The organism is Bosea sp. RAC05, assembly GCF_001713455.1.
Classification (GTDB): Bacteria; Pseudomonadota; Alphaproteobacteria; order Rhizobiales; family Beijerinckiaceae; genus Allobosea.
In genome coordinates this window covers 4,741,320-4,755,007 of sequence record NZ_CP016464.1, presented here as the reverse complement: position 1 = coordinate 4,755,007, position 13,688 = coordinate 4,741,320, and the positions used below count along the sequence as shown (strand labels likewise).

At 68.5% G+C, this 13,688-nt stretch carries 16 protein-coding genes; 1 reads left to right on the top strand and 15 read right to left on the bottom strand.

Annotated elements, in window-relative coordinates; genetic code table 11:
• Positions 1 to 12: 12 nt before the first annotated feature.
• The 11 genes from BSY19_RS25995 to phnG all read right to left on the bottom strand — a co-directional run bounded on the left by BSY19_RS25995 (position 13) and on the right by phnG (position 9,012).
• A complete protein-coding gene (locus BSY19_RS25995) occupies positions 13 to 1,527 on the bottom strand; it encodes a globin-coupled sensor protein (protein ID WP_069056700.1) in 1,515 nt (504 codons plus the stop codon).
• A 154-nt stretch (positions 1,528 to 1,681) separates the two neighbouring features.
• A complete protein-coding gene (locus tag BSY19_RS25990; RefSeq protein ID WP_069056699.1) occupies positions 1,682 to 2,311 on the bottom strand; it encodes a transferase hexapeptide repeat family protein in 630 nt (209 codons plus the stop codon).
• A 38-nt stretch (positions 2,312 to 2,349) separates the two neighbouring features.
• Entirely contained in the window at positions 2,350 to 3,048 is a 699-nt protein-coding gene (locus tag BSY19_RS25985; protein ID WP_069056698.1) for a DUF1045 domain-containing protein, read from the bottom strand.
• A complete protein-coding gene (locus BSY19_RS25980) occupies positions 3,045 to 4,184 on the bottom strand; it encodes an alpha-D-ribose 1-methylphosphonate 5-triphosphate diphosphatase (protein ID WP_069056697.1) in 1,140 nt (379 codons plus the stop codon). Before BSY19_RS25980 ends, BSY19_RS25985 begins: the two co-directional genes overlap by 4 nt.
• Positions 4,184 to 4,882, bottom strand: a complete 699-nt coding sequence (gene phnL / locus BSY19_RS25975) for a phosphonate C-P lyase system protein PhnL (protein ID WP_069056696.1) — start codon at positions 4,880 to 4,882, stop codon at positions 4,184 to 4,186. Before phnL ends, BSY19_RS25980 begins: the two co-directional genes overlap by 1 nt.
• A gap of 4 nt (positions 4,883 to 4,886) precedes the next feature.
• The gene (locus BSY19_RS25970) at positions 4,887 to 5,096 is read right to left on the bottom strand and encodes a hypothetical protein (protein WP_069056695.1); all 210 of its coding nucleotides are present in this window, start codon (positions 5,094 to 5,096) and stop codon (positions 4,887 to 4,889) included.
• A complete protein-coding gene (phnK, locus tag BSY19_RS25965; RefSeq protein WP_069056694.1) occupies positions 5,093 to 5,899 on the bottom strand; it encodes a phosphonate C-P lyase system protein PhnK in 807 nt (268 codons plus the stop codon). The genes BSY19_RS25970 and phnK overlap by 4 nt, the downstream gene beginning before the upstream one ends.
• A complete protein-coding gene (locus BSY19_RS25960; RefSeq protein ID WP_069056693.1) occupies positions 5,896 to 6,828 on the bottom strand; it encodes an alpha-D-ribose 1-methylphosphonate 5-phosphate C-P-lyase PhnJ in 933 nt (310 codons plus the stop codon). The genes phnK and BSY19_RS25960 overlap by 4 nt, the downstream gene beginning before the upstream one ends.
• On the bottom strand, positions 6,825 to 7,973 hold the full coding sequence (locus BSY19_RS25955) for a carbon-phosphorus lyase complex subunit (RefSeq protein WP_069056692.1): 1,149 nt from the start codon (positions 7,971 to 7,973) through the stop codon (positions 6,825 to 6,827). Before BSY19_RS25955 ends, BSY19_RS25960 begins: the two co-directional genes overlap by 4 nt.
• Complete coding sequence (gene phnH / locus BSY19_RS25950; protein ID WP_069056691.1) at positions 7,973 to 8,575, bottom strand: phosphonate C-P lyase system protein PhnH; 603 nt, start codon at positions 8,573 to 8,575, stop codon at positions 7,973 to 7,975. Before phnH ends, BSY19_RS25955 begins: the two co-directional genes overlap by 1 nt.
• A complete protein-coding gene (gene phnG / locus BSY19_RS25945; protein ID WP_069056690.1) occupies positions 8,575 to 9,012 on the bottom strand; it encodes a phosphonate C-P lyase system protein PhnG in 438 nt (145 codons plus the stop codon). The genes phnH and phnG overlap by 1 nt, the downstream gene beginning before the upstream one ends.
• An 88-nt stretch (positions 9,013 to 9,100) precedes the next feature.
• Between phnG and phnF the strand changes: the two genes are divergently transcribed.
• Positions 9,101 to 9,853: a phosphonate metabolism transcriptional regulator PhnF gene (gene phnF, locus BSY19_RS25940; protein WP_069056689.1), complete on the top strand. Its 753-nt coding sequence runs from the start codon at positions 9,101 to 9,103 to the stop codon at positions 9,851 to 9,853.
• Between the two features lie 142 nt (positions 9,854 to 9,995).
• Here the strand turns inward: phnF and phnE (BSY19_RS25935) are convergent, their stop codons facing one another.
• The 4 genes from phnE (BSY19_RS25935) to phnC form a co-directional block, all read right to left on the bottom strand.
• Positions 9,996 to 10,850: a phosphonate ABC transporter, permease protein PhnE gene (gene phnE, locus BSY19_RS25935; protein WP_069056688.1), complete on the bottom strand. Its 855-nt coding sequence runs from the start codon at positions 10,848 to 10,850 to the stop codon at positions 9,996 to 9,998.
• Complete coding sequence (gene phnE, locus BSY19_RS25930; protein ID WP_069056687.1) at positions 10,847 to 11,728, bottom strand: phosphonate ABC transporter, permease protein PhnE; 882 nt, start codon at positions 11,726 to 11,728, stop codon at positions 10,847 to 10,849. The genes phnE (BSY19_RS25935) and phnE (BSY19_RS25930) overlap by 4 nt, the downstream gene beginning before the upstream one ends.
• Before the next feature lie 75 nt (positions 11,729 to 11,803).
• Positions 11,804 to 12,721, bottom strand: coding sequence for a phosphonate ABC transporter substrate-binding protein (gene phnD / locus BSY19_RS25925; protein WP_069056686.1), 918 nt, complete (start codon positions 12,719 to 12,721; stop codon positions 11,804 to 11,806).
• Positions 12,722 to 12,785: 64 nt separating this feature from the next.
• On the bottom strand, positions 12,786 to 13,625 hold the full coding sequence (phnC, locus tag BSY19_RS25920) for a phosphonate ABC transporter ATP-binding protein (RefSeq protein WP_069057399.1): 840 nt from the start codon (positions 13,623 to 13,625) through the stop codon (positions 12,786 to 12,788).
• Positions 13,626 to 13,688 lie beyond the last annotated feature (63 nt).

Sequence of the window (13,688 nt, the reverse complement as noted above, 5' to 3'; positions counted from 1 at the left end):
CACTGGTGGTGCTCAGGCGGCCCGACGGCGCGACGCGTGCAGCGCCACGACCTGCCCGTCCTGCGAGGTCCGGAAGCTCGCGATCAGCCGGTTGAGCTGTTCGATCTGATCGAGAAGGGTCTTGGACGAGGCGGCGCTCTGCTCGGCGAGCGCGGCGTTCTGCTGGGTGATCTCGTCCATGTGGCTGACCGTCTGGCTCATCTCTTCGATGCCGTTGGCCTGCTCGCCAGAAGCGCTGGCGATCTCCTGCACGGTCGAGGAGACGGCGGCGGACGCCTCGACGATCTGCTCCAGCGTGCCGCCGGCGAGCCGCACCAGCTTCACGCCCTCCGTCACCTCGGCGTCCGAGGAGGCGATCAGGCCGGTGATGTCCTTCGCCGCGTCGGAGGAGCGCTGGGCCAGGGCACGGACCTCCGCGGCGACGACGGCGAAGCCGCGCCCGGCATCGCCGGCGCGGGCGGCTTCCACCGCCGCGTTGAGGGCCAGCAGATTGGTCTGGAAGGCGATTCCGTCGATGACGCTGGTGATCTCGGAGATCTTCTTCGAAGCGTCCTCGATGCGCGACATCGCGTCGGTGGCGTTCTTGACGATATCGCCACCGGTTCGGGCGATCTTGGTGGCGTCATCGGCGAGCGCGACCGAGCGCTTGGAGGCCTGCGACGAGGTCTTCACCGAGGCGGCGAGTTCCTCGGTCGTGGCCGCGCTTTCCTCGAGAGCCGAGGCTTGCTGCTCGGTCCGCATCGACAGGTCCGAGGCGCCGGAGTTGATTTCCTGCGAGGAGGCGGCGATGGCGGCCGAGTTCGTCTTGATGGTGCTCACCAGCTGCTCGATGCGTGCGACGGCCTCGTTGAAGTTGTCGCGGATCGCGCCGTATTCCTCGGGGATGTTCTGGCCGATGCGGAAGGTGAGATCGCCATTGGCCAGCGCGGCCATGGCCTCGCTGACGGAGGCGACCGCCTTTTCGCGCTCGGCGGCCAGGGCTCGCTCGGCAGCCTTCGCCTGCTCCTCGACCTTGAGGCGGGCCGCTTCGGAGGCCTCCAGGTAGACGGAGATCGCGTAGTCCATGTCGAGCAGGGCGGCCTTGACCAGGGCGCTGATTTCCGCGGCCCGATCGGTGGCGCCGGCGACCTTGCCGCCGAAGCGCGATTTCGGCCAGCGCGCGATCAGAACATCGGTGATGATCTTCTCGAGGATCAGGGCATAGCCGCCGATGTACCAGCGCGGTTCGAGCCCGATCCGGGCGTGGATCTCGCCGACCTTGGTGACGGCGGCGACGTAGCTCTGGTCGAACTGGCCCTTGGCGATCCGGTCCCAGTGCGAGGACTGGCGCTGCTGGGCGCCGTCGATCTGCTTCTCGCTGGAGAAGAAGCGCTGCGTCTCCGGATAGCTGCGCAGCTGCTTGTAGAAGGTTTCGAGCGCGCCCGGCAGAGCCGCGACGATGTCGTCATGCATCCCCTTGATCTGGTCGCGGGCGCGGCCATCGAGCTGCATGAAGGAAAGGCGGCTGGCGAGGTTATCAGACGACATGGGGAGCTCCTGCGACCCGCAACACCATGTACTGGTGCTCCACCATATGGAACGTGTCCTTAGTTAACGAAGGATCAATGCCGCAGCTTATTTTTGAGCAAGTCTCGCGGAACGGTCGTGTTTCTCTGCGTCATTCGTCTAAGGACTAGGCAGATCAGGCGCCCGAGGTCTCGTAACGGTCAAGGAACGCCTCGACCGGCAAGGCGCGGAAATCGGCAAGTGCCTTGCGGAGATGCAGGTGGTCCCAGTCCCACCAGCCGAGCGCCATCAGCCGCTCTGCGACCTGTTCGGGGAAGCGGCGGCGGATCGGCCGGGCCGGGTTGCCGGCGACGATGGTGTAGGGTGCGACGTCCTTGGTGACGATCGCGCCGCCGGCGACGACGGCGCCCGTGCCGATGCTGCGGCCGGGCAGGATGATGGCGCCGTGGCCGATCCAGACATCGTGGCCGATGGTCACCGGCGTCGAGCGGCGCCATTCGAAGAAGGCGGCATCGTCCTCCGCATCCTCGAAATAGGCGCTGGCGCGGTAGGTGAAATGCGACTGGCTCGCCCGCTGCATCGGGTGGTTGCCGGGATTGATCCGGGTCATCGCCGCGATCGAGCAGAACTTGCCGATGGTCGTGTAGATGATGTTGGAATCGTTCACGACGTAGGAGTAGTCGCCCATCGTCGACTCGACGAAGGAGGTTCGCGCCCCGATCTCGGTGTAGCGCCCCAGCGTCGCCTCCCGGACGACCGCCGTCTCATGGATCACCGGTTCGAGCCCGAGCTTCTTGGCGGCCATGGGGTGTCTCCGTCCTGTGGGGGTCGCCGGCCCGGTCGTCAGCGGCCGAGCGGAAAGGCGTCGATGATGCGGAAGCGGCCGGCCCGGTCGTCCTGCCGGAACAGAGCGAGGCGGTCGATGGCGACCGGACCCGCGGGGACGGCGCGCGCATGGGCCTCGGCCAGGGCGGCCGCGACGGCGGGAGCCTCGTCCGCCGGGAGCGCCCCGGTCAGCGTCATGTGGAAGCGGAAGGCGTCACCGACATAAGGATAGCCATAGGCTTCGAGATGGGCGCGCTCGGCCGGGGTCAGCGGGCTGGCAAGGCGCCGCGCCAGATCGGCCTGTCCCAGCGGCGCGCGAAACGGCTCGAAGGCCTGGACGACGCCGAAGGCCAGCGCCTGCAGCGCCGGGCTCGGCTCGCTCGGCGTCAGCGCGACGAAGCGGCCGAGCGAGGTGACTTTGAGGCCGGCCAGAGGCACCGCCGTGCAGCCGAGCGCGATCTGCCGGGCGAAGGCCCGCAATTCACCCTCGCTTCGACCGCCAGCCAGTTCGAAGGGCGCCTTCAGCGTCGCGTGAAAGCCGTAGCGGCGTGGCTCGGCGGTGCGGTCCGGCCAGAGCTGCGCGTCGCAGCCGGGCGGGACAGTGAAGGCGATCTCCTCGCCCGTGAAGGCGTCGTAGCCCAGCGTCGCGCAGCCGAAGCGCCAGAGCGCGCTGTCGACGGCGGGCGCGTAATAGAGGGCGTAGCGCGTACCGCTCAAAACGCGCGCTCGCCCTTCGACCAGACGGCCGCGATCACGGGCGTCGGTCCCAGCGCCCTGAAGCGGACGAGATCCGCCCGCAGCCCGGTCTTGAGATGGCCGCGATCCTTCAGGCCGAGGATGTCGGCAACCTTCCAGGTGACCATGCCCATGGCGTCGGGCAGACCGAGTCCATGGTCGTTGTGGAGCTTGAGCACGGCCTGGAGCAGGCTGGCGGGCACATAGTCGGAGGAGAGGCCGTCGAGCAGCCCCTTCTCGGCCAGTTCGGAGACCGAGACGCCGCCGGAATGCGAGCCGCCGCGCACGACGTTCGGCGCGCCGGCGATCGTCGCGAGCCCGCGCTGCTTGGCGGCGGCGGCGGCCTCGACCGTGGTCGGGAATTCCGAGATCACCGCACCCGAGGCGAGGCCCTCCTCGACGTGCTCGATCGTGGTGTCGTCATGGGTCGCGATCGGGATGCCGCGGGCGCTGAAGAGCGCGACCACCGCCTGCCAGTTGCTGGAGACATTGGCGGCGCCCTCCTGCTGGCGGGTGGCGACGTCCTCCTCGAACTCGGCCTCGGTCTTGCCGTTGCCGACGGCATAGGTCCGCAGGTGCTCGATGTTGCGCCACTGGCGCTGGCCCGGGGTGTGGTCCATCAGCGAGACCAGCTGCACGAGCGCATCGTCCTGATAGGGCTCGATGTCCCTGAGCAGGTCGGGGCTCGTCAGCTCGCAGCGCATGTGGATGCGGTGGTCGATGCGGAAGACGCCTTCCGCCTGGCCCTGGGCGAGCGAGGTCATGACATCGGCGAAGATGTCCTTGCGGTAATCCTTGGCGGAGAAGGGCGTGCCGGCGCAGATCGCGTCATAGACCGTGGTCACGCCGGCCGCCGCCATCTGCGCGTCATGGACCAGCGCGGCGGCGAGCCCGTTCGGCCAGAAGACCTTGGGCCGCGGCATGAAGTGCTTTTCCATGTTGTCGGTGTGCATCTCGACGAGGCCGGGCGCGACATAGTCGCCGCCCGCGTCGACCGCCCCCGGCAGCGACGAGAGCCCCTGGTCGACGGCCGTGATGACGCCGTTCTCGAAGGCGATCGTGCCCGTGACGATCTCGTCCTCGAGGATCAGGCGGGCATTGGTCAGAACGGTCTGCATCAGGCGGCCTTCCGGAAAGCGGTGATGTCGAGATAGCGCGTCGCGACCTTCTCGCGCACGGCCTCGTCGTGGAAAATCCCGACGATGGCGGAGCCATTGGTACGGGCTTCCGCGATCAGTTCGACCACGACGTCGCGGTTGGCGGCGTCGAGCGAGGCGGTCGGCTCGTCGATCAGCATGATGGCGGAGGGGTCGACGAAGGAACGCGCGATGTTGACGCGCTGCTGCTCGCCGCCGGAGAAGGTCGCCGGGGCGAGGTTCCAGAGGCGCTCGGGCAGGTTGAGCCGGGCGAGCATCGCCTTGGCCCGTTCGCTCGCCTGATCCGGAGAGATGCCGCGCGCCAGAAGCGGGTCGCGCACGATGTCGAGCGCGCTGACGCGCGGGATCACGCGCAGGAACTGCGAGACGAAGCCGAGCGTGCGGCGGCGGATGTCCAGCACCGTGCGCGGAACGGCGGTGACGATGTCCACGGGACGGCCCGCATGGGTGATGTGGATATGGCCCGCGCTCGGCAGGTAGTTGCCGTAGAGGATGCGCAGCAGGCTCGACTTGCCGGCGCCGGATGCGCCCGCGAGCACGAGGGCCTCGCCGGCCTCGACGCTGAAATTGACGTCGTCGAAGACGGGCAGCCGGACGCCGCCCTGGTTGTGCAGGGTGAAGGCCTTGGTGACGTTCTCGACGCGAATCATCGTGGTCATGGGATCAGGCCTTGGAGGGTGGCGGTGACGCCGGCGTGACGGGCGTGCGTTGGGTGGTCGAGGTGTTCCGCGGCGGAGCGGCCTTGGCCGGCCGGCCCAGCAGGGTCCGTTCGACATCCAGCCCGCTCGGCTGCCGGTCCGCCTCGCCGGAGACGGGGCTCGGGACGGCCCGAGCGCCGAAACCCGACCATTGGGGCTGGATGAAGCCGCTCATACGGTCAGCACTGCCGAGGTGAGGAGCTGCGTGTAGGCGTGGTGCGGGTCGTCGAGAACCTGATCCGTCAGGCCCTGCTCGACGACATGGCCGTCCTTCATCACCATCAGCCGGTCGGTGAGAAGCCGCGCCACGGCGAGGTCGTGCGTGACGATGATCGCCGCCAGGCCGAGATCGCGGACCAGCACGCGCAGCAGGTCGAGCAGGCGGGCCTGGACCGAGACGTCGAGGCCGCCGGTCGGCTCGTCCATGAAGACGAGGCGGGGTTCCGAGACGAGCACCCGGGCGATCTGCAGGCGCTGCTGCATGCCGCCCGAGAACTGGCGCGGCCGGTCGTCGATGCGGGCACCGGCGATCTCGACGCGGGCGAGCCAGTCGAGCGCGCGCTCGCGGATCTGGCCGTAGTGGCGGTCGCCGCGGTCCATCAGCCGTTCGCCGACATTGCCGCCGGCCGAGACATCCATGCGCAGGCCGTCGCGCGGGTTCTGGTGGACGATGCCCCAGGCGGTGCGCATCAGCTGCCGGCGCTCCTGCTCGGGCACCGAGTAGATGTCGAGCGGCGCCGACCCGCCGCGGAACAGCACCTCGCCCTCGTCGGGACGGTCGATGCCGGCGAGGCAGCGCAGCAGGGTCGATTTGCCGGAGCCGGATTCGCCGACGATGCCGAGCACCTCGCCCGGCCAGAGGTCGAAGGAGACGCCCTCACAGCCGATGCGCTCGCCATAGAAGCGCGAGACGCCGGCGGCGGAGAGCAGCGGGGCGGGTTCGAGGACGGTGTCGGGTGGGGAGACGTGGAGGGTCATGACGTGCTCTCCTCGCTGGCGACCAGCCCGCTCGCCGCCGCATCGCCCAGCATCGCGCCGCGATGGCCGGCGGCGCGACGCGTCTCGCAATGGTGGCTGTCCGAGCAGACGAACATTCGGCTGCCCTGGTCGTCGATCACGACCTCGTCGAGATAGCTGTCGGTGGCGGCGCAGAGCGCGCAGGGCTCGTTCCAGCTCTGGATCCGGAAGGGGTGGTCCTCGAAATCGAGGCTGCGCACGCTGGTGTGGGGCGGGAGCGCATAGATGCGCTTCTCGCGGCCGGCGCCGAAGAGCTGGAGCGCCGGCGACATGTGCATCTTCGGGTTGTCGAATTTGGGGATGGGCGAGGGCGCCATGATGTAGCGGCCGTTGATCATGACCGGATAGTCATAGGTCGTCGTGACCTCGCCGAAGCGGGCGATGTTCTCGTAGAGCTTCACCTGCATCAGCCCGTATTCGGCCCAGGCGTGCATCTTCCGCGTCTCGGCCTCGCGCGGCTCGAGCTTGCGCAGCGGTTCCGGCTGGGGGACCTGGTAGACCATGATCTGACCGGCCTGGAGCGGTGCCTCGGGGACGCGGTGGCGGGTCTGGATGATCGTGGCCTGCTCGGTGGCTTCCGTGGTGCGGGCGTCGGCGGTCTTCTCGAAGAAGCGGCGGATCGAGACGGCGTTGGTGGTGTCGTCGGCGCCCTGGTCGATGACCTTCAGCGTGTCCTGGGGCCCGATGATCGCCGCCGTGACCTGGATGCCGCCAGTGCCCCAGCCGCGGGCGAGCGGCATCTCGCGCGAGCCGAACGGCACCTGATAGCCCGGCACGGCCACGGCCTTGAGCAAGGCGCGGCGGATCATCCGCTTCGTCTGCTCGTCGAGATAGGCGTAGTTGTAGGCGGGGCTGGCGTCGTCGCCCGGCAGGGTCTGGTGAACGGTCATTCCGCGGCCTCCGGCAGCGTCTCGGGTTCGGCTGCGAGGCGCGCCTCGCGCTCGCGGCGGATGCGGCGGATCAGTTCGAGCTCGCCCTGGAAGTCGACATAGTGCGGCAGCTTCAGATGCTCGACGAAGCCCGCCGCCTCGACATTGTCGGAGTGGTAGAGGACGAACTCGTCCTGCTGCGCCGGGTACTCGGCCGCCTCGCCGAATTCGCGGGCCTTGAGGGCGCGGTCGACGAGCGACATCGACATGGCCTTGCGCTCGCTATGGCCGAAGGCCAGGCCGTAGCCGCGGGTGAACTGCGGCGGAACGTCCTTTGAGCCGGCAAACTGGTTGACCATCTGGCATTCGGTCAGGGTGATCTCGCCGAGATCGACCGCGAAGCCCAACTCCTCGGGCACGAACTCGACCGAGACCTCGCCGACGCGGATCTCGCCGACGAAGGGATGGTTGCCGCCGAAGCCGCGCTGGACGGAATAGCCGAGCCCGAGCAGGAAGCCCTCGTCGCCGCGCGCCATCGCCTGCAGGCGGACGTCGCGGTCGGCCGGGAAGGAGACCGGCTCGCGGGTCAGGTCGAAGGGGCGAGGGTCGCCCTCGGGCGCAACCTCGGGCTCCATCAGCCCCTCGGCGCCGAGGATGTCGGGCACGCGGGGCATGTGGGCGTCGAGGGGGGCGTGAAGGCCGTCATGCTCGGGCTCGAGCCGGGCATTGCCTGCCGCATCCAGGCCTGATCCGCCTTCGTTGTCCATCAGCGCGAAATCGAACAGCCGGTGGGTGTAGTCGTAGGTCGGGCCAAGCACCTGCCCACCGGGCAGATCCTTGTAGGTTGCCGAGACGCGGCGGCGGATCGCCATCTTCGCGGTGTCCACCGGCTCCGACGAGCCGAAACGGGGCAGGGTGGTGCGATAGGCACGCATCAGGAAGGCGGCCTCGATGACGTCGCCCTGCGCCTGCTTCAGAGCCAGCGCCGCGAGATCGGCGTCATAGAGCGAGCCTTCGTTCATGACGCGCGCGCAGGCCAGCGCCTGCTGCTCGCGGATCTGGGCGACGCTGATCTCCGGAACGGCCGCGTCGCCGCGGCGCGCTTCCGCGACGCGCTCATGGGTGGCGAGGATGGCGGCTTCGCCGCCTTTGACCGCGACATACATCAGGCCGCCCCTCCGATTTGCGTGGAGCGCGGCAGGCCGATGACGCTGTCGCCATGGGCCAGCAGCAGATCGACGCCGAGCGGGTAGGCGGCGTTGTTGGCCGCGACCTCGGCCCAGAAGCCCGGCCGCAACCCCGCCGGGGCGATCTCGCGCCGGGTCGCGATGCCGGGGCCCGAGAGGGTCACCGCCTCGCCGCCGTGGAAGGCGGCGCATTGCACGATGATCGTCGTCGACCGATCGGGGAACTGGTCGTTGCCCGGATCGAAATCCGTCAGCCGCGGCGCCGGTGCGGCACCGTCGATGACGGCGAAGGCGGCCCGGCGCGGTTCCTCGACGAGGGCCGCTCCGCAATGGAAGCGCAGCCAGGCGCCGGCCGGGCCGTCGCGCAGCGCAGACGGCAGCCAGATCGGCGTCTCGTAATCCGCCAGCGTCAGGAGGGCGGTCGCCGTCGCCGCATGCAGTCCCTCGGGCGGCGCGATGCCGCCACTGATGACCTGCCGCGTGCCGGGCTCCGACAGGGCGCCGAGCAAGGCGCGGAAGGCGGCCTGGGACTGGAAGACGGGGTCGGTGAAGCCCGCGCCGATGAGGGTGTCGGCCGCCATCACGCGCCCCTGACGAGAGTGAAGAAATCGACCTTGGTCGCGGCGGCCTGGCGCGAGGCGAGCTCGCGAGCCGCGCCCTGGCGAGCGGCGAGGTCACTGACGGCCCTGTGCAGGGGCGAGGTCGCCTCCTCGCGCTGGAGCCGGGCGTCGAGGATGGCGGCGAGGCGCGCCTTGCGGGCGTCGCGACCCAGCGCATAGGAGAAGCCCATCGGCCCGTCGGAGAGCCTGACGACGCAGCGCGTCACGGTCGCCTCGCCGAGGTTAAAGCGGCGGCCGGCGCCCCCGGCGCGGCCTTCGACCATCACCGTTCCGGTCTCGGGGGCCTTGAGCAGCTCGTGGCGGGGCAGCTCTGGCCCGACCAGTTCGGCGATCTCTGCCCGGCTGGCGCGGGCGAGGATCGCCATCCAGCGCTGCCTGTCGATGGTCGGTGCCGTCATCGTCGCCTGCCGTCTGGCTGTTGGTGAATGTCTAGACTATAATAGGGTGCCTACCTAGAAAGGTCTATACATTTTGAATGACAGTTTTTTGACCGAAGGTCCGGGCGCCGATGCCGGTGCGGCCGACAGCGGGACCGCCTGGCGCCGGATCGCCGACGATCTGTCCGCCGCGATCGCCCGTGGCGACCATGCCACCGGCGACACGCTGCCGGCGGCCACCGCGCTCGCGGAGCGCTATGGCGTGCATCGCCACACGGTGCGCCAGGCGTTCCGGCATCTGGCCGAGCAGGGGTTGGTCACGGTGTCGCGGGGGCGCGGCACGCAGGTGAGTCCACGGCGTGTCGCCTACCCGCTCGGCCGGCGCGTCAGCATGCGGGCCAATCTCGGCCGGCTCGGGCTCGTCGGCTCGAGCCGCATGCTGTCGGCCGCGCAGGTCGAGGGGGAGGCGGAGACCTGCGCGACCCTCGGGCTCGAGGACGGCGCGCGGCTGTGGCGCGTCGAGGGGTTGAGCCTGGCCGACGGCACGCCGATGGGCACAGGCACGCACTGGCTGTCGGTCGCGCGCTTTCCTGAATTCGATGCAGCTTTTCGCGAAGGCGGAGCCTCGATGACAGCGGCGCTGAAGGCCTATGGCATCACCGACTATGTCCGCCTGTCGACGCGGCTGACGGCCCGGCTCGCCAGCGAGCGCGAGGCCGAACTGTTGCAAGTCGAGCCGGGGGCGCCGGTGATGGTCTCGGTCGCCGTCGATGCGCTCCCGGACCTGACGCCGATTCATCTGGTCAGCAGCGTCTTCGCCGGCGAGCGCATGGAGATGGTGGTCGAACCCTTCGCGGAGTGACGGGCAGGCGTATGGCGCCTCCTGTCATTCCGGGGCGGCCCTCTGGGCCGAACCCGGCCGGAGCGCCAACCCGGACGATCTCACCGCATCGTGGGTTCCGGGTTCCTTGCTGTGCAAAGCCCCGGAATGACACGCGTTGGCTTCAGGTCGCGCGCTGGCCGATGATGGCGAAGCGCAGCTTGGCCGAAATGAAGTCGATCGCGGTGACGGCGGCGAGGATCAGCAGGATCAGGAAGGAAACCTGCTGCCATTCGAGCGTGCGGATCGTCTCGGCGAGATAGAGCCCGATGCCGCCGGCGCCGACGATGCCGATGATGGTCGAGGAGCGGGTGTTGGATTCGATGTAGTAGAGCACCTGGCTCGCGATCACCGGCAGGACCTGCGGGATCAGGCCGAAGCGGATCTCGTGGAGCTTGTTGCCGCCCAGCGAAGTGACGCCCTCGACCGGCTTGCGGTCGGCGGATTCGATGGCTTCCGAATAGAGCTTGCCGAAGGCGCCGATGTCGCTGGTCATGATGGCGAGCATGCCGGCAAAGGGTCCCAGGCCCACGACATTGACCCAGATCAGCGCCCAGATCAGCGCATCGACGCCGCGCACCGTGTCCATCGAGCGACGTGCCAGGAAATGGACGACGCGGTTGGCGACGACGTTCTTGGCGGCGAGGAAGCCGAGCGGAAAGGCGAGGATCGCGGCCAGAATCGTGCCGAGGAAGGCGATGGCGATGGTCTCGATCAGGGCCTTGAAGAAGAGCATGCCCCGCGCCCACGAGCCGGGATCGGGCGGCAGCATCAGCACGACGAAGGTGCCGAGATTGCCGAAGCCGCCGACGAGACGCCAGAACGAGACCTCCAGGGTCGATAGCCCGTAGACGAACAGGCCCACGAGACCGACGACGACGGCGATCGTGGTCAGGCGCGTGCGCAGCGAACCGTCGATCGCGGCCTTGTGACGTTCGGCCAGCGCGGCGCGGTCGGAGGCGGAGAGGGCGAGGGTCATTTGCCTTGCTCCAGGCTGAGCAGCGCGTGGCGCAGGCGCTCGGTGCCGTAGTCGATCAGCATGACGGTGACGATGATCAGCAGCAGGATCGCGCTGACATCGGTGAAGTAGAACTTGCGGATGGCCTCGATCAGATCCTGGCCGATCCCGCCGGCGCCGACGAAGCCCATGATCGAGGCGCCGCGGACATTGATCTCGAAGCGCAGCAGCGAATAGCTGGCGAAGTTGGACAGGACCTGCGGCACCACCGCATAGCGGATGACCTGCCACCAGCCGGCCCCGGTCGCGGTGAGGCCGTCGACCGGCTTCATGTCGATGTTCTCGACGACCTCGGAGAACAGCTTGCCCATCGCGCCCATGGTGTGGATCGCGATGGCGAGCACGCCGGGCAGGGGGCCGAGCCCGAAAGCGATGACGAAGATCAGCGCGAACACGAGTTCCGGCACCGTGCGGCAGAATTCGAGATAGCGCTTGGTGACGAAGCGCAGCCAGCCCGACCGGCCCAGATTGGCGGCCGCGACGAAGCAGAGCAGGAAGCCGCCGACAACGCCCAGAACGGTGCCGGTATAGGCGATCAGGATCGTCTGCCAGAGCAGCTTGAGCCAGCCCTCGAGCCCCCAGAACCACTCCGCCATATCGGCGCCGAAGGTCGCGAACCGAAGTGTCGGCATCGTGTCGAGGATGTATTTCGGGAAGCGCCAGACGTTCTCGAAGAACTTGACCGGGTTTGCTTCCGAGCCGATCGCCGCGGCCACCACGCAGGCGGCGAAGATCGCGACGCCGATCAGCGTCTGCCGGCGCTTCACCGCCATCTCACGCCGGTAGAGATCGGCATGGGCGAGGATCGTCGGATCGTTGCGGTCGATCGCGAGGGTCATGTCGGGATGGGTCCGTCAGCCAAGGCGCAGGCGGGCCCCTCTCGCACAGCGAAAGGGACCCGGGCGGTCAGGCGGTCAGCTGCGCTTCTTGCGGAGGTCGTCGACGAACTTCTGGAGTTCGATGGTGACGTTGTAATCCTCGTGCTTCATCGGGGCGAAGCCGGGGGACTTGCCGTCGGACAGCTTGTCGAAGGCGGCCTTGTCCTTGGTCTGCATCTCGAAGAAGGCCTTCGAGATCGCGGACTTCAGCTCGGCGGGCATCGACGTCAGCATGGCGTAGGGCGAGCCGGGGATCTTGTCCGACTTGAAGACGATCTTGAAATCGTCCTTCTTGACCATGTTCTTGTTGGCCATGCGCGACAGGTTGGAGTCCTGGTCCGAGTTCCACCAGTTGAAGCCGATGTCGCAGGTGCCCTGCTGCACGGCCATGACGGCGTTCTCGTGGCTGCCGGCATTGACCATCTTGCTGAAGAACTTGTCCGGCTCGATTTTCATCTTGGCCATGGAGTACAGCGGCACGTTGTTGCCCGAGGTCGAGTTGGGGTCGACGAGGCAGAGGTTCTTGCCCTTGAAGTCTTCCAGCTTGGTGCCCGCCGCATCCTTCTTGGCATAGGCGACAGCGTAATAGCCGGTCGAGCCGTCGAAGGCGCGCAGGGTCGCGAAAGGCTCGACGCCGCCGTTCGAGACGGTCCAGGCGCGGACATAGGAGGAGGGACCATACTCGCCGATATGGATGTTGCCGGCGCGCTGACCTTCGATCACGGCGGCGTAGTCGTTGGCGACGCGGACCGTCACCTTCACGCCGAGTTCCTTGGTCAGATAGGCCGCGAACGGCGCATAGCGCTCGGTCACGCCCGAGGCGTTCTCGGCGGGAACCACGGCGAAGACGAGTTCGGGGTACTTCGCCTTCCAGTCCTGCGCGAAGGCGGGAGTGGCGAGCGCGGCGGCCAGGCCGGCAGCGGCGAGCGTCAGGCTTTGACGACGGGTCAGCATGGGGTGCTCCTGGTGGATGGTGGGTCTGCGGGTGTCCGGTACCCCGACGGTCCGGGGACGGATGTCAGGCGGCGGTCTGCCTCGCGCGCTCGGCGTCCTGCTTGGCGCGCTGCGCCTCTTCGCTGGCGATCGCCTCAAGCTGGTCGAGGGCTTCGGCGCCGGCATCCTTGGCCTCGATGCCGTAGAGCTTGGCCGCGACCTCGCTGGTGAGCTGGTGCGGCGGGCCGTCGAAGACGACCTTGCCGGCTGCCATGCCGATCAGCCGGTCGCAGTATTTCGACGCGATATCGAGGTGATGCAGGTTCGAGACGACGGTGATGCCGTCCTCGCGGTTGATCCGGAACAGCGCATCCATCACCACCTGGGTGTTGCGCGGGTCGAGCGAGGCGATCGGCTCGTCGGCGAGAATGATCTGCGGCTCCTGGACGAGCGCGCGGGCGATGGCGACGCGCTGCTGCTGGCCGCCGGAGAGGGTTTCGGCGCGCTGGGCGAGGAGATGGCCCATGTCGAGACGCTCGAGGGCCGCGATCGCGCGGATCTTGTCGTCGCGGGAGAAGCTCTTGACCAGGGTCAGGGCGGCGGAGCGGTGGTTGAGCCGGCCGAGCAGGACATTGGTGAGGACGTCGAGGCGGCCGACGAGGTTGAACTGCTGGAAGATCATCGCCGTGTCGCGGCGCCAGCGGCGGAGCGCCGCGCCCTTGAGGGCGGTGACGTCGCGGTCGCCGGAGACGATGCGGCCCTCGCTGGGGTCGGCGAGGCGGTTGAGCATGCGCAGCAGGGTCGACTTGCCCGCACCCGACCGGCCGATGATGCCGACCATCTCGCCCCGGGGGATGGAGAGCGTGACGTTGTCGACCGCGGCGTTGGTGCCGAAGCGCTTGGTCAGGCCTTCGATGCGCAGCATGATCGCGGTCCCGCGTTCAGGGGCGAGCATGAGTTTGGCCCGAGGCAGGTCATGCCGCCGGGC